This is a genomic window from Danxiaibacter flavus (genome assembly GCF_041060425.1).
Taxonomy (GTDB): domain Bacteria; phylum Bacteroidota; class Bacteroidia; order Chitinophagales; family Chitinophagaceae; genus Danxiaibacter; species Danxiaibacter flavus.
In genome coordinates, this window is sequence record NZ_JAULBC010000002.1 from 384879 (window position 1) to 407092 (window position 22214).

General features: G+C 41.6%; 17 protein-coding genes. 3 read left to right on the forward strand and 14 right to left on the reverse strand.

The window, feature by feature from the left end; genetic code table 11:
* Positions 1 to 95: 95 nt before the first annotated feature.
* From nuoG to QTN47_RS07310, 7 genes are all read right to left on the reverse strand, one after another.
* On the reverse strand, positions 96 to 2807 hold the full coding sequence (gene nuoG, locus QTN47_RS07280) for an NADH-quinone oxidoreductase subunit NuoG (RefSeq protein ID WP_369328686.1): 2712 nt from the start codon (positions 2805 to 2807) through the stop codon (positions 96 to 98).
* A 112-nt stretch (positions 2808 to 2919) separates the two neighbouring features.
* Positions 2920 to 4194, reverse strand: coding sequence for an NADH-quinone oxidoreductase subunit NuoF (gene nuoF / locus QTN47_RS07285; RefSeq protein WP_369328687.1), 1275 nt, complete (start codon positions 4192 to 4194; stop codon positions 2920 to 2922).
* Between the two features lie 198 nt (positions 4195 to 4392).
* A complete protein-coding gene (nuoE, locus tag QTN47_RS07290) occupies positions 4393 to 4950 on the reverse strand; it encodes an NADH-quinone oxidoreductase subunit NuoE (protein ID WP_369328688.1) in 558 nt (185 codons plus the stop codon).
* 184 nt (positions 4951 to 5134) lie between these two features.
* A complete protein-coding gene (gene nuoC / locus QTN47_RS07295; RefSeq protein ID WP_369328689.1) occupies positions 5135 to 6883 on the reverse strand; it encodes an NADH-quinone oxidoreductase subunit C/D in 1749 nt (582 codons plus the stop codon).
* A 352-nt stretch (positions 6884 to 7235) separates the two neighbouring features.
* Positions 7236 to 7874 carry an NADH-quinone oxidoreductase subunit NuoB gene (gene nuoB, locus QTN47_RS07300; RefSeq protein ID WP_369328690.1) on the reverse strand — a complete coding sequence of 213 codons (639 nt, stop codon included), beginning with the start codon at positions 7872 to 7874 and terminating at the stop codon, positions 7236 to 7238.
* A gap of 85 nt (positions 7875 to 7959) precedes the next feature.
* A complete protein-coding gene (locus QTN47_RS07305) occupies positions 7960 to 8373 on the reverse strand; it encodes an NADH-quinone oxidoreductase subunit A (RefSeq protein WP_369328691.1) in 414 nt (137 codons plus the stop codon).
* 77 nt (positions 8374 to 8450) lie between these two features.
* Complete coding sequence (locus QTN47_RS07310; RefSeq protein ID WP_369328692.1) at positions 8451 to 8882, reverse strand: CBS domain-containing protein; 432 nt, start codon at positions 8880 to 8882, stop codon at positions 8451 to 8453.
* Positions 8883 to 9647: 765 nt separating this feature from the next.
* On the opposite strand from QTN47_RS07310, the gene QTN47_RS07315 reads away from it, so the two are divergent.
* The gene (locus tag QTN47_RS07315; RefSeq protein WP_369328693.1) at positions 9648 to 10922 is read left to right on the forward strand and encodes a PQQ-dependent sugar dehydrogenase; all 1275 of its coding nucleotides are present in this window, start codon (positions 9648 to 9650) and stop codon (positions 10920 to 10922) included.
* A gap of 16 nt (positions 10923 to 10938) precedes the next feature.
* Here QTN47_RS07315 and QTN47_RS07320 read toward each other — a convergent pair whose 3' ends face one another.
* The 3 genes from QTN47_RS07320 to QTN47_RS07330 form a co-directional block, all read right to left on the reverse strand.
* Positions 10939 to 11544, reverse strand: coding sequence for a DUF4833 domain-containing protein (locus tag QTN47_RS07320; RefSeq protein ID WP_369328694.1), 606 nt, complete (start codon positions 11542 to 11544; stop codon positions 10939 to 10941).
* A 158-nt stretch (positions 11545 to 11702) separates the two neighbouring features.
* The gene (locus QTN47_RS07325; RefSeq protein WP_369328695.1) at positions 11703 to 13499 is read right to left on the reverse strand and encodes a right-handed parallel beta-helix repeat-containing protein; all 1797 of its coding nucleotides are present in this window, start codon (positions 13497 to 13499) and stop codon (positions 11703 to 11705) included.
* A 9-nt stretch (positions 13500 to 13508) separates the two neighbouring features.
* Complete coding sequence (locus QTN47_RS07330) at positions 13509 to 14324, reverse strand: 3-keto-disaccharide hydrolase (protein ID WP_369328696.1); 816 nt, start codon at positions 14322 to 14324, stop codon at positions 13509 to 13511.
* A 331-nt stretch (positions 14325 to 14655) separates the two neighbouring features.
* On the opposite strand from QTN47_RS07330, the gene QTN47_RS07335 reads away from it, so the two are divergent.
* Complete coding sequence (locus QTN47_RS07335; protein ID WP_369328697.1) at positions 14656 to 15177, forward strand: GNAT family N-acetyltransferase; 522 nt, start codon at positions 14656 to 14658, stop codon at positions 15175 to 15177.
* A gap of 411 nt (positions 15178 to 15588) precedes the next feature.
* On the opposite strand, the gene QTN47_RS07340 is transcribed toward QTN47_RS07335, so the two are convergent.
* The 3 genes from QTN47_RS07340 to QTN47_RS07350 form a co-directional block, all read right to left on the reverse strand.
* On the reverse strand, positions 15589 to 17529 hold the full coding sequence (locus tag QTN47_RS07340; protein WP_369328698.1) for a gamma-glutamyltransferase family protein: 1941 nt from the start codon (positions 17527 to 17529) through the stop codon (positions 15589 to 15591).
* A 219-nt stretch (positions 17530 to 17748) separates the two neighbouring features.
* A complete protein-coding gene (locus QTN47_RS07345) occupies positions 17749 to 18042 on the reverse strand; it encodes an oxidoreductase (RefSeq protein WP_369328699.1) in 294 nt (97 codons plus the stop codon).
* 354 nt (positions 18043 to 18396) lie between these two features.
* The gene (locus QTN47_RS07350) at positions 18397 to 19044 is read right to left on the reverse strand and encodes a class I SAM-dependent methyltransferase (protein WP_369328700.1); all 648 of its coding nucleotides are present in this window, start codon (positions 19042 to 19044) and stop codon (positions 18397 to 18399) included.
* A 220-nt stretch (positions 19045 to 19264) separates the two neighbouring features.
* Here QTN47_RS07350 and QTN47_RS07355 point away from each other — a divergent pair, with 220 nt between their 5' ends.
* Complete coding sequence (locus QTN47_RS07355; RefSeq protein ID WP_369328701.1) at positions 19265 to 21415, forward strand: type IA DNA topoisomerase; 2151 nt, start codon at positions 19265 to 19267, stop codon at positions 21413 to 21415.
* 319 nt (positions 21416 to 21734) lie between these two features.
* Here QTN47_RS07355 and QTN47_RS07360 read toward each other — a convergent pair whose 3' ends face one another.
* A complete protein-coding gene (locus tag QTN47_RS07360; protein ID WP_369328702.1) occupies positions 21735 to 22091 on the reverse strand; it encodes a DUF488 domain-containing protein in 357 nt (118 codons plus the stop codon).
* Positions 22092 to 22214 lie beyond the last annotated feature (123 nt).

The window sequence follows — 22214 nt, forward strand, 5'->3', positions numbered from 1 at the left end:
TTAGCTTTGAGATTTAGCTATCAGCAATTAGCTGTCAGCTTTCTTGTTGCCTGGTTTAATAATCATAATTAAAGCCTGATAAACATTGTCAATTTTCAATTGACCTTCGCGAGGTTTATTCTTGTTCCCCAGTTCATACCAACCGTGCCGCGCGATCCTGCATTTACAAACACAACACCATCACACATGTTGTCCAGCACTTTTACGGGCAATGAGCCATAAGCAATACCGGCGTCCGTTAGTTGAAGCATGTCTCCTTCTTTTACATTTAGCGCTTCAGCGCTCTTTGGCGAAATGATAGCAAAAAGTTCGGGCGAAAGCACTTCAAGTGCCTTTGTATAACCGCTTAATTCACCGGAACCAAGCACATGAAACTTAGGAAGCAACAGCCATTTATCTTTTGTTATCACAAATTGTTCAGGAACGTCTTTAAAGAAAAGATCAGCATTTTCTTTCTTTTTATCCTGTAACAAACGCACGCCAGGATTCCCTCCTTTTAATGAACCATTAGGTTCATCCTGGTATTTAGCAACAGACTGCACAGAGTTCCAACCGGGTGCCCAGAAGAAAGGAACTGCCCATGACGGTGGCACGCCCTTGAAGCCCTCCATAGTAAAGGACAAAGGTGAATCTCCATCATAAAACGGCTTTGGTTCACTTACATTCTTGTTGGCTTGTATAGCTGTTCTTCCGCTATACCTGTGGGGCTCCCGGGGGATTCGTTCTCCGTGAATAGTATAATCGTGACCCGGTGAAACGCTTGTAATTCCTTTAAACTGTGGCATATCGGTCTCCATTTTTTGCAACAGTTCATCGGGATGTAATACATGACCATTTACTTTTTGAGACCTTAGCATCTGCATCTTCCATAGCCACTGCCAGCTTTCTTTTACCTGTGTATCGGCATTGGGTATAACCTGGAAAAAACGTTGTGCGCGACCTTCATTGTTCACCAATGTTCCGTCTCCCTCTGCAAACGTTGCAGCAGGTAACAGCACACTGGCTTTTTCAGTAGTAGAATTATGTAAAGAATCCAGTACGATAATATGATCGCATTTGTTTAAAAAATTATCAACCAGGTTGGGTGTTAGGTGCCTGTAAAGATCATTTTCCAGTATCACAGCCGTGGCATGTCCGTTGGGCCTTACGCTATCCATTGCATGATTGAAGGCCGGCGCATCCATTAGTGCCAGTCCCATGCTATTACATTCAGTCATCACACATGCCATACCCGTTTTTCTACCTGCAGTATTTAACGACGCGGCGATATCAAACGCAGCTTTAATCACATTATCATTATAACTGGAAACGCCTGTAATAATAACCGGATTTTTTGCCTGCTTTAACGCCTCCCCGATTGCTTTTGCCTGATTGGTTAATTCTTCGCTGAAATTATCAGCCTGTAGTTTACCCGGCTGCAGATAAGCTGCAATTGCAAAAGCAGCCCTCGACAGATCATCGGGCGTTGCGTGCCACGCGTGAGTGGCCAGCTCGTCCAATGGAGATGCAGACACATTAAGTACTGCAAGAAAACCTTTGTCTTCCTGCGCAAGTTCCTTTATTGCTGAATCCAGCCACACAGGAATTTGTACATGTTGCGAAGCTTCTGCACCGGCAGTTTTTACCACAGCCTGCCTAACGGCCAGCGCCATCATTGGTGCTGTATTCCAGATATCTTCTCCTACAACCAACACCGCGTCGGCCTGCTCAATTTCTTTTAGTGATGCACTGTGCACACTTCCCGATTGCAATACATCTATGCACACCCTGTTTAAATGCGCTTCATCTTCGCTAATGCCCTGGTAAAAATTTTGTTTACCTACCAGTTGCATTAAAGCGAAATTGCTTTCTAGTGATGCCCTCGGCGATCCAATGCCAATAATTTTACTCATGGAAACCAGCGGCTGCAAATGCTGCATCAATTCTTCTTCTGTTGACGCCTCCCCTGCACGGTTCCGGATAATAACACGTTTTATCCTGTTTTCGCTGTTGACAAACTCATATCCAAATCGTCCGCGGTCGCATAAGAAATAACCGTTCACATCGCCATTATACCTGTTTAAAATACAGCGCAGTTCACCATAGCGTTCTGCAGCAATCGTATTGCAACCCACGCTGCAATGATTACAAACAGAAGGCGACATAGTGAGGTCCCATTTTCTGGTGTAATGTTCCTTTAACGTCTTATCAGTGAAAACGCCGGTAGGACATACTTCTGAAAGATTTCCGCTGAACGGACTTTGCAATACGCCATCTTTTTCTCTTCCGAAATATACATGGTTGTGTGCCGCAAAAACATTTAGATCATCGCCGCCTGCATAGTCGCGATAGTAACGTACGCAACGGTAACACTGAATGCAACGGTTCATCTCATGATGAATCAGCGGACCGAGATATTGATTGGTGTATGTTCTTTTCTTGTACTTAAATCTGCGGTAGTCGTGCCCAGTCATTACCGTCATATCCTGCAAATGACAAGCACCTCCTTCATCACATACCGGGCAATCGTGCGGATGATTCGTCATCAGCCATTCAATTACCTGCTCGCGAAATTCTTTAGCTGTCTTATCTTCTATTGAAAGATAAAGTCCATCTTTAACTCCTTCCATACAACTCATAACGAGCCTGCCCTTTGTGTCATTCTCATCTTTATATACTTTAACTGCACATTGCCTGCAAGCTCCAACGCTTCCCATTGCCGGATGCCAGCAGAAGTAAGGCAGGTCGAGTCCTACTGAAAGGCAAGCCTCCAGCAGATTTTTGCCGGACTTGATATTGTATTCTTTGTTATCGATGTGAATAACCATAGGAGTCAGTTTTTAGCTATGTTGTAGCTGCTGCCACTCATTACCCGTAAAATTTAAGACTTCGCTGAGTGCATATGTGTCCTACACCTTTGAGGTGTAGGACACATATGCATCAACCTGTATATGGACACTCATGTTTTTCTATATGCTTAATAAAATCTTCTTTGAAATACTTTAATGCACTTTGTAACGGCTCCATCGCTCCCGGCGCCAATGCACAATAAGTATTACCCGGCCCGAGATACTGCGTATGCATTAGCAACAGATCAATATCTTCATTTGACCCCGAACCTTTTTCAAGGCCCAGCAAGATCCGCTCAACCCAGGGCAATCCTTCACGACAGGGCGTACACCATCCACAACTTTCCTGTGCAAAAAAATGCTGGAGATTATGCACAAAACCAACAGGACACGTGGCATCATCCATCACGATCATTGTACCGGTGCCCAATCTGCTTCCTGCAGCAGCCACTGATATGTAGTCCATTTTTATATCGAGATGTTCTTCAGTCAGGAAGTCTGTTGAAGCCCCTCCGGGTAGTACTCCTTTCAGCTTATAACCATCTACCATTCCGCCAGCATGGTCTTCAATAATCTCACGCATAGTTGTGCCTAATGGCAGTTCCCATACTCCGGGACGTTTTACTTTTCCACTCACGCCATATAACTTGGTACCGCTGTCTTCACTTACACTCAACCCTTTAAACCATACTGCGCCGTTATTGATAATATGCGGCAGGCAACAAAGCGTTTCTACATTATTTACTATTGTTGGCTTTCCGTACAAACCGCTCACTTGTGGAAAAGGCGGTTTGGATCTGGGTGTGGCACGCTTGCCTTCGAGCGCATTCAATAACGCAGTTTCCTCACCACAGATATAACGGCCCACACCTGTATGTAAATGCATTTCGAGATTCCAGCCTGTACCGAGAATATTCTTGCCCAGGTAACCTGCCGCATAAGCTTCTTCAATACTTTTTTGCATTAACGTTGCTGCTTTTCTGTAGGCCCAGCGAAGGAATACATACGAGATATCGGCCTTAATTGCATAGGCTGCGAGGATCATTCCTTCAATTAGCTGATGCGGATTACCTTCCAGAAGCAAACGGTCCTTAAAAGTACCCGGTTCCATTTCATCAGCATTGCAAATAAGGTATTTTGGGTGCCTGGCACTGTCATCCATCGGAACAAAGCTCCATTTCATGCCGGTGCTGAAACCCGCGCCACCGCGGCCTTTCAGTCCGCTATCTTTTACTATCTGTTGAACGTCCTGCGGAGAAGCATTTTTTACGGCTTTTCGCACTGCAGCATAGCCGCCAGTCTGCTCATACTCTTTCAGGCTGAGTGATTTTCCCGGAACGATATGTTTGGTTAGCGGCTGTTCCATAGAAGTAAAAGTTTAAATTCCCCGCCTGAACGGCTTCAGTCGGGCAGGAAAAGTAAAAAGTAAAAAAGCGATACACTTTAGACAGCACCCTATCTTATTCTAAAAGAGTAGAAGGGATTGTTGTCCTTAAATAACGACTATTCATGTAGTACACATCCGCACATTTACACATCTGCACATTTGCATATTTGCACATTTTCATTGGCTATACTTTTTCAAAATTTCCAAAAGCTGATCTTCTTTTACATCTTCATATAAATCTTCATCAATCATCATTGCCGGCGCATGATCACAACACCCCAGGCACACGTTTGGCAACAAAGTGAACACATTATCCTTTGTTGTCTGGCCAAATTGAACATTCAATTGCTTTTGCAACGCCTGGTATATTTTTCCATAGCCCATTACGTAACATGAAATGCTGTCGCACAACAATATCACATGTTTACCAACGGGTTTGCGATAAATTAAATTATAGAAGGTGGCCACGCTGTCTACTTCTGCTGCGCTCATTTCAAGATATTGAGCAACAGCTTCGACACTTTCATCACTAACCCAACGTCTGTATTTCTGAACAATCTTTAATGCTTCAATAACTGCAGCTTTCTTAAATGGCACAAGGCTTACCTCATGATCAATTTCATGCTTCTCCTTTTCACTAAGCGGTGCGTTGTGTGCTATATGTTCCCGTATAATGTCCATTTCTTTTAAATGGTCAGCCTGCTTTTTTCCGGTTATATATTTTGTTTCATGCATTGTTGAGCTGTCAGCTGTCAGCTATGAGCTATCAGCTTTTGTTTATCAGGTTATCATTTCACTTATTTGCCAAACCTCACCTCAAATCCTTTATTGAGGAGTGGATAATTGTCTTCTTCACATACAATCTATCCGACAGTCCTGCATCAGCATTTGCACATTTACCTATTTGCACATTCGCACACTACCGGTCAATGTCCGCCAGCACAAAATCCACACTTCCCAAAATGGACAGCAAGTCGGCAACGGTGTAGCCTTTGCTTACATAAGGCACCATCTGCATATGCGGAAATGACGGAGTTCTTATGCGCGTTCTGTATGATGACGTATTACCATCGCTTACGAGATAATAACTGTTGGCACCCTTTGTTGCTTCAATGCAGCTCATTGCTTCTCCTGCAGGAATAACCGGTCCCCAGCTTACATTCAAAAAATGCGTGATCAGCGTTTCTATATCCTGCATTGTATACTTTTTCAATGGCGGAGTTGTGAGGGGGTGATCTGCCTTATAATTGCCTTCGGGCATGTTATTCAAACATTGTTCTATTATACGAAGGCTTTGCCATAACTCTTCAACGCGAACTACGGCACGATCAAAACAGTCACCGTTTTGTGCAGTCGGAATCTCAAAATCAAACATCTCATATCCGGAATAAGGTTGCTTTTTTCTGAAATCCCAGTCAAGTCCGCACGCACGCAAACCCGGTCCCGTTACACCCCATTCTATAGCTTCATCCAACGTATATACACCAATACCTTTGGTTCTGCCTTTGAACAGGCTGTTGCGGATAACCATGTTGGTATACTCTTTTATCTTGGGAGGAAAATATTTTACAAAATCACGCACCAAACCGTCCCATCCTTTTGGCAGATCCTGGGCAACGCCACCGATGCGAAACCAGTTTGGATGCATTCGTCCGCCGCATACAGCTTCTATTATATCAAAGACTTTTTCACGATCCGTAAACATGTAAAACACCGGAGAAAGTTGACCAACATCCTGGGCAAAAGTGCCGAACCAAACAAGGTGACTCGAAATGCGGAACAACTCGCATAACATTACCCTGATCACTTTGACCCTGTCAGGCACCTCAATACCAGCCAGCTTTTCAACTGCAAGCAGGTAAGCGAGATTGTTCATTACCCCACCGAGGTAATCAATGCGATCTGTATAAGGTATATATGTGTGCCAGCTTTGCCGTTCGCCCATCTTTTCCGCTCCCCGATGATGGAAGCCAATTTCAGGAACTGCATCGACAATATCTTCTCCATCCAGCTGCAGCACAATACGTAATACGCCATGCGTACCGGGGTGTTGCGGTCCTATGTTGAGGAACATAAAGTCAGCATCGTCACTTTCTCTCTTCATGCCCCATTCTTCCGGCTTGAATTGCAACGCATCCTGTTCGCGATCGATAGTTTCATTGATCAAACGGTAAGGACCAATTTCGGTTGCCCTTGCCGGATGTTCCTTGCGCAACGGATGTCCCTGCCATGTAAGCGGCATAAGAATACGTTGCAAATGTGGGTGACCTTCGAATTTGATCCCGAACATGTCGTACACTTCACGCTCATACCAATTGGCATTTTTAAACAGACTTGTTATTGAAGGAATTGAAGGATATTCTCCTTCCAGCGCTACCTTTAAACGAATGAACTTATTGCGGTCAAGAGAAAACAGACTATAAATTACGGTGAAGTCTTTTGCGGGAAGTTTTTCTTTACCCATCCTGTCACGCTCATCAATCCCACACAGATCATACAACAGGTTGAAGGGAGCGCTGATGGTATTTTTAAGATAACGTACAACTGCCACTATGTTTTCCTTTGGCAGCCACAATGTATCTATATTGTCTACCGTTTGTTGCGGAACAAATGTAACTGCATCAAATTGTTGATGCAATGAAGTTAATATGGCAGAAGCATCAGACATATAATAATTGTGAATGGTCAATGGTGAATAGTGAATGGTGTTGCAGGTTTTGTTTTTGCAAAACACTTTATTTCCTATTCATTTCTGACAATTCTTTTTTTACTTAACATCCTTTCTTTGAAATAGTCAATGGCGAATAGCGAATGGTTGCAGGTTTGTTTTTGCAAACACTTTTATTTCCTATTCATTCCTGACAATTCATTTTTGCTTTACTACTTGTCTTGAAGATGAATTTTAACGATAACGCCTCGCAGGTCAAATTCCTTTACGATCAGTAACCCCTTAAACACCGCCTTTGTAAACAGTTGGAAGCCGGCATTTTTCACTATTCACCATTCACTATTCACTTCAATCACACCTCATCAACAGGCCTGAAGTTTACCATATTCATTCTTTCTTCACGTCGTTTGTCTTTCATGGGCATTAATTTGGGTTTTTCCACGCCCTGATCACCTATAACCCAGCTCAATGGCCTTCTCTCACTCTTAACGGCTTCGCCTAACAGTACAAGTCCCTGCATAAAGGCATCAGGCCTCGGCGGACAACCCGGAACATAAACATCAACGGGTAAAAATTTATCGACACCCTGAACCACGCTGTAGATATCATACATGCCCCCACTGTTTGCACAACTACCCATCGAAATAACCCATCGTGGTTCCATCATTTGTTCGTGTAATCTTTTTATTATAGGCACCATTTTAATAAACACTGTACCTGCAATCACCATCACATCGGCCTCACGTGGCGTACCTCTTATAACTTCTGCACCAAAGCGCGCCACATCATATTTACTGGTTATACTTGTAGCCATTTCTACAAAGCAGCAGCTCAATCCGAAGTGAAAGGGCCACATGGAATTTTTTCTTCCCCATGCAAGCAAATCCTGCACCGTTGTGAGCATCACGCTTTTACTCACGGCCTCTTCCATGCTTCCGTTTCCGTTGAAGCTACCGGTATCATTGTTTGTTTTGCTTAACCACCATTTCATAAGCTATAAGTTGTCTGCTGTCAGTGGCAGGCTTTCTGTTTTTTACTAATCAGGCTTCAATTAATCTGAACCATAAATTCATGAGCTATAACTTCTTCATTGCTTTGATGATCTTTAAACCATCCGGACCAAAATCCAAAGCACCTATGCCCCACTCATATATAAGTACAACAACAAGTTGAACAATGAATATTGACGCGCCAATATATCCTGCCCACCCGAGCTCATAAAAGCCAAGCGCCCACAACATAAGAAACACCGCTTCCACATCAAATATTACAAATAACATAGCGACAAGATAGAACTGAGCAGAAAAACGGATACGTGCAGTACCGGTTTGTTGTACACCGCCCTCATATGGCAGATCTGTTTGTCTGTCCTTATGTCTTTGACCTAATATGTAAGACAACGACAAAATAAGAACCAGCAACAATACCACCAGTACTGTGTAAAGCAGAAAAGGCCACAAAATTTCACTATGGTTATTACTTGCAGGCATATCGTTTTTTTTTTGCAATAACCTATAATCCGGCGCAATTAAATCGCCGTTTCAAATACAGTATGTTCCGTACGTATTTAGCTTCTGATGTACATTTCCAGGTGTTCTATAATAAAATCCTTTTCGTAAATGATGTACTTTACAACATCACCAATGGAAACAAGGCCGATTAATTCTTCTTCGCTATTCAATACGGGTAGATGACGGATAAATTTTTCAGTCATCATTTGCATACATTCTTCAATAGTTGTGTCGGGAGTAACAAATACCGGGCGGCTGGACATAATATGCCTTACCAGTGTCTCTTTAGAGGATCTACCTTTAAGGATAACTTTACGGGCATAATCTCTTTCTGTGAAGACTCCAATCAGCTTTCCATTTTCTACTACAACGAGAGCGCCTAAATTTTTTTCTTCCAGTGCTTCCAAAGCGTCATACACGGAACTGTCAGGACTAACCCCGTACACTGTATTACCCTTCTTATGTAGGATATCACGAACAGTGTTCATAAAAAATTTTTAGAGAGCTACTTAAATGATACTATTAAATTAATACATTTTTTGAAAATGCAAAAGATTGTGGAAAATAGTTTCACAAATGCATGTGCGTTATAACATGCTAATTTTGACCGGATTTTTAAGAGGCAGTGGAGTTATTAAGTACGATTTACGAAGTACGAAGTACTTAATCACAGGCCTTCATCCTTATTTTCTAATTCGATTATTGATATACGGGGTGTGCACAAGTACGATTTACGATTTACGAAGTACCTGGTCTCAGTTTTGCTCCTTACTTTCTAATTGATTCCTGACATAAAGTACTAAGGTTGAAAGCACAACCTATACTTGTATAACAGCATCACCAAATAGATGATAGGATAAAGCGCTTGAGAATTGCTAGTTTCGAAGATCCTTTTCAAAGGTTGAATGCTGAATAATATCGAAGATTTCCGATTCTCTTTTCTTAATGTTTTTGATAACGCGGAGTCCTAAAACAATTATCACAAGGTGGATTAATAGGGCTACAACAACGTAAGTGAACAACCCGGTTTCCATGGTCGATTGAATTTAAGTAGGCACGAATTTACATTACATCCCTTTCGTACAATATTAAAATTCATTAAGCTGACATTAAGAATAGCTTTATTATTTAAAATAGCGAAATTCAGTTCCATACAACCATCTGTGAGGGATCGTCCACTTTTAATGTCCTGATATGCAGCCCCGTTTTAACTTTACGGGCTCTAACAATTTCCACCTTTAAAAAAGCTAATTATGTTACAACACCTTAAAAAGAGCATTTATTTATTATTCACCCTGTCTCTTCCATTTTATTTTTATGCCTGCACCAAGCCTTCAAATGAACATTCTAAAGATGCTGTTACATCTGCAAATGAACGCGTAGTTGCTATGGCCTATCCACCGGTTGAAACACTTCCCCCCAACGCTCCTACTCAAAAGCCGGCTTTTTACGGTCAGACAAGATCTCCGGGAGCCAAAACGCAAACGCCATTAAACGTAACCATCCTGGCCAGAACATTAAATCATCCCTGGTCAATTGCATTTTTACCGGATGGCCGGATGCTGGTAACTGAAAAATCCGGCAACATGCGTATTATAACAACCACCGGCATTGTGTCGAGTCCCTTATTAAATCTTCCGGCAGTAAAATACCAGGCCGAAGCCGGTCTACTGGATGTTATAACAGATGAAAATTTTAGTACCAATCGCCAACTATTCTGGACTTATGTAGAAGCATCCGGAACAAAATATACGGTGGCTGTAGCCAGGGCAAATTTATCTGCTGACGAAACAAAGCTTGACAATGTAAAAGTTATTTACCGTGCAACACCTTCTTACACCGGTTTGCAGCACTTCGGATCTCGTTTGTTGCTTTACCAGGGATTGCTATATGTATGCCTTGGGGACAGGCATGATGATAGTATACGCGTACAGGCACAACAACTGAACTCATCGATCGGTAAAGTTGTCCGGATCAATAAAGATGGTACGCCTGCAGCAGGAAATCCCTACAAAACAACATCAACTACCAAAGGTGAAATATGGAGCATTGGCTCCCGGGATCCTCAAGGCATGGTGATCAATCCTGCAACCAGTGAACTTTGGGAAAGTGAGCATGGACCAACAGGTGGCGACGAAATCAATATCATAAAACGCGGAGCCAATTACGGATGGCCCGTAATAACATATGGCCTGGATAATGACGGCACACCCCTTAACGGAGGAAAAACTGCACAGGACAATATGCGGCAACCTGTATATTACTGGGATCCTGCAATAGCTCCCAGTGGAATGACATTCTATTCCAGTAGTGTGATTACAGAGTGGCAGGATAATCTTTTTGTTGCTTCTCTTAAAGACAAACATATTGTCAGGCTAATCATAAACAACAACAGGGTTACCGGTGAAGAAAGATTGTTAACTGACCAGAATCAACGGTTCAGAGATGTCAAAGCCGGGCCTGATGGTGCCTTGTATGCAGTGACAGATGAACTACAGGGAAGACTTTACCGCATCAGCAAAAAATAACAATAGCCTATTACGGTCAGGGATTTATGCGACGCACAAACTCCCTGCCCGTTGAAATATCTGTTGTTGTAATATCTATATACTCCACTTTGGGATTCCAGAATGATCCGCCATTCACCTGTACAAAAACCCGGGTGAGTAAAGATTCTTTGTCTCCGCATGCCAAAAAAATATGGTATTTATTATCTGTTGCAGATCGTTTTAATAGCAACGGCATTTTCTTGTATGCAGCAAGACGTATTTCGTACTGATCATCACCGGAATAGCGCGATACAACGCCATAAGCAAATTTTTCTTCAATAGCATTCAGCTCTTTGCGTCTGCCATTTTCGGTGTAACGGATCCATGAGGTTTTTACGGGATTCTCTGTATCCAATACACCTTTAGATTTAAAATTGAGTTCATAAATAACCGTATTCGCATCTTTGGTGCGTTGCAAAAAGAATAAAAGATTTTCTCCTTTAGGCACGGGAAAACGCGTGCTGTCTTCCCATTTCCTGGCATATAGATCAGTGTACGCAAACACAACAAAACAAAAAGTCGCGTATGCAAGAACACGGCATACATTAAATGATTTACAGGCTAAATTTTGTAAGGATCGATGTACGTTAACGGGTTTCATAAACTAGCGTTTGTTGAAAAGAACCATGGCTACAACCTGCGCATGATCTTTTTTTTCAACAACCAATTAATAACCTACCCCTATTCGGACAGCCAATTTTATTTTACTTTAACAGACGCACCGGAAGAACCCGCACTTCATTCAATACCACTCACTGATTATTTTATATCGGAGTGCAGATCAGAAGCTTTCATGTTTTGCCTGTTTATAACGGGATCTTGCGGCCACTCAAACCGATTTGCTTTTATATTGACATTTGTGCATGCATTTGTCACTATAGACGCACGGTGAGCTTTTGCGGGTAGAAATCCGGTATTTAAAATGGTATTGTTCACAAAGCTTAGTCCGTTGGTACTTCTGGCTGTAAGAACAGGATAATCATAGACTTTAAATGTGTTGTTTTCTATACGTATATTTTTGTGCACCCAGTATTTATCTGCAGGTTGATGGTTTTCCGGTGCAATTGCAATCGTATAATTTCCTTCACCTGAATTATAGCCACAGTCTTCAAACGTATTATTCCTGATCAACACATCCTGCACCGGACCTGACTCAAACCAGCTGGTTGCATCATTTGCAATCAGAATAGCATGCATGCCGGTACGGAAAAAAACATTGTTTTCTATGACCACTTTCCCGCGCGTTGTCACTAACAAACCACGCGTATTGGTTCGTTCAAAACGGCAATTCCGCACCGTTAGATTTGGTGTACATGTTATATTCTCCAGGCAGTCCCCAATTTTTGTTGCAGCGGTTAAGGGGCCTGACAAATCTACCTTCATTTCTTTTTCTGAAATAAGTTTGGCATTGGTTACGATGTTATAACCATAGATCTGTAAAGAAGGAGAATGAACAAGCGCAACGCTGTCGCTTTTAAAGAATGCCTCCATTCCATAAGTCTGCGGATGCATAAAGCGAACAATTACGGAAGTAGGGTTGATGATCTTTGTGATTTGCAGATGAGTGCCGTGTACATTTACGGGATCATCGTGAAGCCCTTTAAAATGGCAACGCTCTAATAGAATATCACCTTTACAGCCTGAAAAATGTGCTCCGTCTGCAAAAGCAGCGATCATTCTTCCACTCTTTTCTGTAGGTGCTACAGTCACAGAATCATAATGCAGGTTCTCACTAAACTGCGCAACAATTCCCAGACCGTGCATATAATGCATGTTTACATTATAAAGGTTGATGTTCTTAGACTGATTGATAAATGCACCAACATGATCGCGAACAGGATCGCGGACGGTGAGCACCTGTCCCTTTGCAAATTTATTTTTTGAAAAATCTCCACTGAATTTAACGGTGAAGGGAGCAATAATTGTCGCCTTGCTTTTTAAGAAGGGCCCCCAGGAACTATATGTTTCCATGCCTTTTTCATCATCCACTAATATTGCATGAAAATGATTTGTCCGCCACTCTTCGCCATACCATGTGAGTGTATCGTTCCGTATATCAAATTTTGAATCGGGATGAATAGCAGCGATAATCACCGTATCGTTTACCTCTTTAAATGTCATTTCAGACATGCTGGGCCGTTCAAAATCCACATGAATATTCTGCAGGCGTATTTTGTCACAATGATCCAACGCCCAGGTGATCATTTTCCCATGAAACATAAATACAGAACCGTTGCCTTCAATGGTCAGATCCTGCATATTTTCAAAGAGCAAACCGATGTTTTTTATCTTGGATGGACACTCTTCTTCAGATGACGTATTTGAAATGTAATAATTCCGCTGTTGCGCCTTTGTGGGCCAGAAATCATACCTGCCTTTTGGAAAGGAAAGTACAGCACCAGGCTTGTTACGGCAGGCTTCTATAGCGCGTTGCACGCCTTGTGTGGCATCTTCATAACTATCAGGCCGCACACCAAAACCTGTTACATCTATCACCTGCGCATTTAGCAAAAATGGAAACAGCCCAATTGCAATCACTAATGTCAAAAGTCTCATCGTATCTAATTAATCGCGTTTTTTCATCTTATCAGACAGATCAAGCAATTCAACTTTTCTGAAATCCACCGGTTGTCCTTCGCTTTGCAATGCGACAAAACCGCTGCTTAGAATTTTTCCATCTATCTTTATTTTTGGATCGTAATTATGCACTACGTTCCCTCCTATCTGGGGTTTTGTATACTGGAGTACAGTATCTCCGTTAATGATGTGCGTTACCAATGAATCACCTAACACAATCAACTCGGCCCTCACCCATTGGTCGCCATCGTAAGTTTTAGAACTGGATTCAATACAATGGCGCGTATCAAGCTTTCCCTGGTAAACAATATTGGTTCCCGGAGAGCACATGTTGCCGGTTGGCCTTGGCTTTCCGTCACTTAATCCTCCCAATAGCTGAAACTCAATTGAAATGGGCCAATCCTGTTCCTTTGGCATTGTACGCGGGTCCTGTGAATGAAACATGATACCGCTGTTACGTAAAGTGTAATCGGGTGCGCCGCGTTGTAATTCACCAACAAATCTGTATTCTACAATAAGTTTATAGTAAGAAAATGGCACTTTGTAATAAAGATGTGCGAACTGGTCATTAAAATCTCCGTATTGATCGTACCGCACTTTTATCATTCCATCCTCCACCCGAAAAGTGTTACCAAAGTTCTCTCCCACTTCATGATGATTGATCTTTACTATCCAATCATTCATATCTTTTCCGTTGAACAGTGGCACCCATCCCTCTTTGGATTGTTGTGACTTTTGCGTTGTTTTGCAGGCCTGGCAAATCATTAAAAGAAAAAGCAAATTAAGCAGTCGTGTTTTTTTCATTGCAGCACACATAATGTTATCGTATTGTTGATGAACGTATTGCAATATAACTTTTAAAAGATTGCAATTCGCGGCAGGATAAATTTTATGCAGAATAAGATAATATAAAGTACGAGATACGAAGTACGAAGTACTCAGGGGCATCAGGCTGCGTTTTCTCTTTCCTTCTTACCATCTTACTGTCTTATATGTCTTACTGTCTTACACGTCTTACGATCTTACTTTCTTACATGTCTTACCCGTCTTACTATCTTACACGTCTTACGATCTTACTTTCTTACTATCTTACTTTCTTACTATCTTACGGTCTTACATGTCTTACACGTCTTACATGTCTTATCTAATTGAAACCGAAAGATTATTCATGCGGAAATTTGAGCTGGCGGATGCGGCATTTATTCTGCAGTTGCTGAATACGCCATCCTGGAAAAGGTTTATTGGGGACAGGTCGGTCAGAACAATCGGCGATGCGCAGGCATACATAGCTGCAGGACCGTTAAAAAGCTATAGCAAGAACAATTACGGTGCATGGCTTGTGTGTCTTAAAGAAAACAACGTGCCTATTGGAATGTGCGGTTTATTTAAAAGGGATTTTTTGCCTATTCCCGATATAGGCTTTGCTTTCTTACCAGAATTTGAAGGCAAAGGATATGCAGGTGAAGCCGTAAAAGCGACATTGAACTATGCCGCTGATCAACTACAACAGAAATCGCTGCTCGCCTATACTAAAGACAATAACACAAAATCCGTACAGTTACTGCGCAAATCCGGTTTCTCCTTTAAAGAAATGATCCACGTGCCACACGAAAATGAAACACTTATGCTGTTTTCGATAGAATTTAAACAAGAATAAATTCCAGCAGAGCTTCCTGTTTGAGAAAATCATGATTTTAATATTATCGGACTCCAGCGGAGTCTCCTGTAACGCTTGTAAAGCCATTATAGGATTGATTAACCTATCTGTAAACTTTTTTTAGGACGAGACAGCTCGACAGGTAGCTCCTAACGGAGCTTAGTCGATCTATTGATTTCTTCTACAAACAGGATGCTCCTATGGAGCAATACCACCAAAGATCCTTAGCTAGATGACATTGCCTTTCAGGATTGTATAAATTGAGCTTAATCTCCTTAATAAAATTAGACCGACTAACCTCTCCTTTGTTAATTAAAATACTGTTTCACACTGTTATTCGGACAATAATAATAACCAATCCTTTCATCCTCTAATCCTCCAAATCCCGGTCCAGACAATACCAGTCCAAGTCTACCACCCAATCCCATAATCCTCGCCGTGGTTTGATGATCCTCCCCAAAAACTCTTATGCTTCCAGTCAAAATAAATAGCATTGATCGGGCCGCTCGTTCTATCCTCCAGTGAAATTGTGTAACCCATTTTTTTCAACTCATCCTGCACAGCCTTTGGCGTTTTATCGTTCAGTAACAAATTCCCGGGTTTAGGTTGTCTGTCTGTCATTTTAGTCCCTCCAAGAGAAAGCCACAACTGGTTGGAATTTATGTTGGCGGCTTCCGTTGCCTGCTGAACCGTCATGCCAAATTCAACCATATTCAGAAAGAACTGTAACAAGTTTTGGTCCTGCGTATCACCACCCTGTACAGCAAAAGAAACAAACGGCTTACCATCTTTTAACGCAAGACTCGGTGTTAGTGTAACACGTGGTCTCTTACCTGGCGCGACTACATTAAACGGATTCAGCACACTATCCAAAACAAAACTCTGCATGCGCTGGCTCATCCCTACGCCCGTATGCCCTGCAATACAGGCTGGTATCCAACCTCCGCTGGGTGTGATAGAAACCACCCAACCAGAAGTGTCTGCAGCTTCTACAGAAGTAGTGCCGCGCCAAAGTCTGTCTTTATACACAGCACTTTCATCTCCGTCAATGGCGTTCACGGCAAATTCATCTTCATGATGAAATGCTTCTCCCACTCTCCTGTCGTGCGCGGGTGCAAAGCCGGGACCGTTATGAACAGATGTATCAGTTAAAGCACTTCTTTCTTTCAATAATTGCGTATAAGGGTTTGTTTTCCCTTCGAATGGATAAGGGTCACCCGGGGCAATATCCGGATCATTCCTTTCGTATTGAATTAGCTTAGCGCGTTCTTTTGCATACGCTTTACTAAGCAAACCATTCATGGGTTGTTGCTTCGAAAATGCCGGATCTCCGTAATAGAAGTCCCTGTCAGCAAATGCAAGACTCATCGTTTGATACAGCGTCTGGATATATTTCGTACTGTTATACCCCATGCTCTTCAAATCGAAATTTTCCAGAATATTCAAAGACTGTAGCAGTGCAGGACCCTGCGTCCACTGCTGTAATTTATATACATCTATTCCTTTGTAGTTGGTATGAAGCGGCGCTTCTTCTACCGGTTTCCATTTTGCCAGATCATTCATTGTGATCAGCCCACCCTGCTCCTGGCAACCACGCACAAATTCTTTTGCTATATCGCCTTTGTAAAATCTGTCGTAAGCAGCATAAATAGCCTCTTTGCGGGATTTCTTATTTTTCAATGCCTGCTGTTCAGCTTCCACCATTTTTGTTAGTGTCGTCAACAGATCTTTTTGAACAAATATCTCACCCGCTTCCGGAGCTTCGCGTTTTTCACCCGCATGCGGCAGCAAAACTGCTTTACTGTAAGGCCACTCTGAAATGCGCTTTTTCTGACGCTCTATACTGTTAGCCGTCTGCGCTTCTATAGGATAACCTGCAGCCAGTTGCATTGCCGGAGCAAGCACTTCTTTAAGACTCAAGGTTCCGTATTCTGCAAGCATATAACAAAGTCCGCCGGGTGTTCCGGGGGTAGTTGCGGCCAGAGGACCATATTCGGGTGGAAAATTATAGCCCTTGCTTTTAAAAAATTCAGGCGTTGCTCCGGTTGGCGCTACACCCATTGCATTAATTGCAATCACTTTGCCGGTTTTCGGATTATAAATCAGCGCCTGTGTTTCTCCACCCCAGCTAAGCACATCCCACATAGTACAGGTTGCTGCCAGCATGGCGCAAGCCGCGTCCACCGCATTTCCACCTTTCTGAAAGATCATTGAACCGGCTGTTGCAGCAAGGGGTTTTCCTGTTACTGCCATCCAGTTTTTACCGTGCAGAGGAGGTTTTTGAGTCTGTTGTGCATTAACGGTTACAGCAGCAGTTGTAAGAGCAAGTAAAAAAAGTAAATTCCTCATCATGTGTTGCAGTCTTATGTGAAAGTTGTGTAATTGTAGTCTACACAAATATAATATTTCAACATGATGATAAAACATGGTAAGACCGGATATAGGCCAACAGGTAAAATAAACCCGCAGATATCCGTCCCGGCTTTCCGTTACCACGGGTTCTGCAAATAAAAAAGAACGGATGCAAAAATCCGTTCTAAATTAATTGGCTGTTTCAGGTCTGATCTTTCTTTAAATCACCCGCACATGTTTTCCTGCCTTCAACAATTCTCCCACTACATGTAATTCATTGTTCGCGGGGGAAGAAACAATTACCAGTTCTATATCATTGTCATGCACAATAGAATCTTTGTGCTCAACAATTTCAACCTGGGGGTATTTAGTTTGAATAGTTTTCTGGATCTGATCGTCGTTAACGAGCACTTTGGAAAATGAGTAACCTAATTTTTTTCCTAAGGCTTCATATCGGAATATACGATCTGTTTCACCACATTCTATCAACCCCATTTTCTTAAACGTATTCATATTTCCTTTGTTTTAGTGATACATTACGTTTGCCCGACAAAGATAACAGTAAATTTGGTTAATCGATTAACCAAGTAATTACTAAGTGATATATGAAACGCAGCAATTTTGCAATTAAACGTCAACAATTGATGTTGCAAAAAATAACAAACTTTGAATAAAAAGAAATTGAAAATCAATTTGCTTTTGTTTTTTCAGAAAGCTAAAATTTAACATCACTAAACTAACAATATGTGTTTGTTGATTTGCTTTCTGAATAGGTTGCTATAGCAATTTATTGATCTGGATCATTTCTGAGCATATTTAAGAGAAAGTCTTGCCGCCTTTGCAAACCGTATTTCATTGTGCAAATTTTCATTTTATCATACGAAAAATATATTGATTTCTGAATACCATACTCAAAATTCTGGGCACACCATCTCTGTCATCTTCATCAAAATATTCGTCAACATCATAAACAAAAAGGTCATACTTTTTTGCTGCATGAATAAAGTCAGACAAGTGATGATCATAGCATTCTACAACATGTCTTCCATCTGCTGTATCGAACCTCGCTTTTGTACCCTGGTATTGTTTAAATGGATGCAATTCTCCCAGGTAAACGTAGCCTCCTTTATGTAAAACTTTAGCGGCTTCTTTAAATATATGATCGAGGTTGCTGATGTGCTCCAGCACAAGACTAAAGCTGATAAGATCATAAGTATCGGTCGCAAATTGCCAGTGTTTTGTAATATCTGCCTGCTTAAAAATAACATGCGCTGACTGTACTTTTTCTTTTGCTTTTGAAAGCATTTCCTCCGACAAATCAACAGCCAAAACCTTTTCTGCTTTCTCAAGCAACCAAACAGTATTTTTCCCGGTTCCACAACCTATTTCAAGACAACTTTTGAATGAAATTTTCGCGAGTACAGTACGTAAGGCAACAGCTTCCATATCCCTGGTCTTGTTCTTATTGCTGTCGTACTGTGAGGCCCACATATTGTATGCCTGTTGAACACTCATATCCTGCTTTTTTCAAAACATTTAAAGTAAAAACAAAAACACTAAGTTAACCATTTGAATAAAATTCATGCAGCACTAAACAACGCAAGAATCAAAAGAAACACTTCTTCGCCGGCTGATTTTAGCTGAAACAGTCAACAAAACCCTGATTTTCCAATCACTTACAGCAATAAAAAATAAAATATTTATACGATCTTCGTCCGCTTGTTTAACACGTTGTATGAAAGTTTGTATTGCAGAAAAACCAAGTGTAGCGAAAGATATAGCCGAAATTATAGGTGCGCGTCAGCGTAAAGACGGCTACTATGAAGGCAATGGTTACCAGGTAACCTGGACGTTTGGTCATTTCTGCACATTGAAAGAACCTCATGACTATTTTGAACATTGGAAATTCTGGCGACTTGAAGATCTGCCGATGATCCCGTCTACTTTCGGCATTAAATTGATTAATAACAGCGGTGTTGAAAAGCAATTTAAAATAATTGAACAACTGGTACTTGCCAGCGAAGAAGTGATCAACTGTGGTGACGCCGGACAGGAAGGTGAACTTATCCAGCGCTGGGTTTTACTTAAAGCCAAATGCACCTCGCCTGTTAAAAGACTCTGGATATCTTCACTTACGGAGGAGGCGATACGCAATGGATTTCAACAATTAAAAGAAAACGAGCAATACAATAATTTGTATGCAGCAGGCAGTGCAAGGGCAATTGGTGACTGGTTGCTGGGCATGAACGCGACAAGACTCTTCACTAAAAAATTTGCACAGGGCAAAACAGTCCTTTCGATTGGACGGGTACAAACGCCAACGCTTGCCATGATCGTTCAAAGACAGAAAGAGATCAATGCGTTTAAATCGGAAGAATACTGGGAATTGAAAACCATCTATCGTGAAACAGAGTTTACTGCAACTATTGATCGCTTGCATAATCTGGAAAAAGCGCAAAAAGGCCTTGCATACCTGAAGGAGCATCCGTTTACGATTACATCATTTGAAATAAAGGAAGGCAAAGAAGGTAATCCAAAACTATTTGATCTTACGCTGCTACAGGTTGAGGCCAATAAAAAATATGCTTATTCAGCAGATCAAACGCTGAGTTATATTCAAAATCTGTATGAGAAAAAGCTGGTAACATATCCGAGAGTTGACACCACCTATCTTTCTGAAGACCTGCATCCCAAAATTGCGGGAATCATGGAAAAGCTTACGCCCTACCAGGCCCTGACAGCTCCGGTTTTAGCGAATCCTATTCCTAAACTGAAAACAGTTTTTGATGACAAAAAAGTAACCGATCACCACGCGATTATTCCAACAGGTGAATATCCATCAAATCTTAAACCAGAAGAAAAACGCGTTTATGACCTGGTTGCAAGAAGGTTCATCGCCGCATTCTACCCTGAATGTAAAATATCAAACACAACTGTTTTAGGAATGGTTGGACAGGTTGAATTTAAAGCTACAGGTAAACAAATAATAGAACCCGGTTGGAAGGCTGTGTATGCAAATGATGCAAGCGCGAAAAAAGAAAATGACGGTGATGATGAAAAAGATAAAGACGAAGAAAAAGTAATGCCTGTTTTTGTAGTGGGCGAAAGCGGCCCTCATGAACCAAAGATCCACCAGGGAAAAACAACGCCGCCAAAGCCTTTTACTGAAGCCACTTTACTCCGCGCCATGGAAACTGCGGGCAAGCAGGTTGATGATGAAGAAATGCGTGAGCTGATGAAAGACAACGGTATCGGCAGACCTTCAACACGAGCGAATATTATTGAGACATTGCTGCGCAGAAAATATATTGAAAAGAAAAAGAAAAACATCTTTGCAACACAAACAGGTATTGATCTTATTGACACCATTCAATCCGAATTATTGAAAAGCCCGGAATTAACCGGACAATGGGAACGTAAACTAAGGCTGATCGAAAAAGGCGAATACACGATCGACACTTTTAAACAGGAGCTGATTCAAATGGTTGTTGACCTCACGCGGGAAGTGAAGACAGCAACCTACAGAACAATCAGCATTGCTCCAGAACCTGCACCTGAAAAAGAAAAAGAGGCCAGGCCTAAAAAAGAGCCAAAGCCCAAAGCTGAAAAGAAGGCAATTGAAATAGATACGATCCAATGCCCTAAGTGTAAAGAGCATTTGCTTAAAAAAGGTAATACAGCTTATGGCTGTGCAAACTTCTCAGTGTGCGGCTTTAAAGTGCCTTTTACAATATTTGGCGTGCAACTTACAGACAAACAACTGACAGACCTGATCACTAAAGGCAAAACGGGCAAAATAAAAAATCTTCAAATAACCGAAGGTGAAGAAAAACAGGACGGAAAACTTGTGATGAACGAAGATTATAGCATAACTACGGTGAAGTGATCGAATGTACGATGTTAGATGTACGGTACGATGTGGAGGAATGTTTGATCTAAATTCAAATGCCGTTTCCGATTTTAGCTATGGCTTACTAGTTTCGTATTAAGTCAGCTAGCTCATTTGCTCCTTGTTTACATCGTACATCTAAAATCGTACATCGTACATCATAGATCTACGGTGTACGATGTGGTGAAATGTTTGATCCAAATTCAAATACCGTTTCCGATTTTCCTACCAAGACAACTAGCTTATTCGCTCCTGGTTTACATCGTACATCTAAAATCGTACATCGTACATTAGCAGACACTTCATACCTCACACCTCACACCTTCTCCTCCACCACCTCCTTCAACACAACAGCATGATTATGCTCCCGTTCCTTTGTGGCATACAAAAATGTAACGACTTTGTGGTGATGAAGAAGATCAATCAACTCTTCCAGTGCAGCACTGTCTTTTAATTCTTCTTCATATGCTTTTTTAAATGCCTGCCATTTTTCAGGTTCGTGATTGAACCATTTTCGCAATTCAGAAGACGGTGCTATTTCTTTTAGCCAGACATCCCAATATGCTTCTTGCTTACTCATACCCCTGGGCCACAACCGGTCGATGAGTATCGTAAATCCGTCACCTTTTTCCGGGGTGTCATACAAACGTTTGATCTTGATTGTATTTTTCATGGAGTAATTATTAGATGAGAAACTTTTGAATGTTTTTCAGACAGGCAGCCAACCGTTCTACCAAAATCATTATTAAACTTACTATTTATTGCTAGTTTAGTATTCAATTCGTTCCAAAAACAA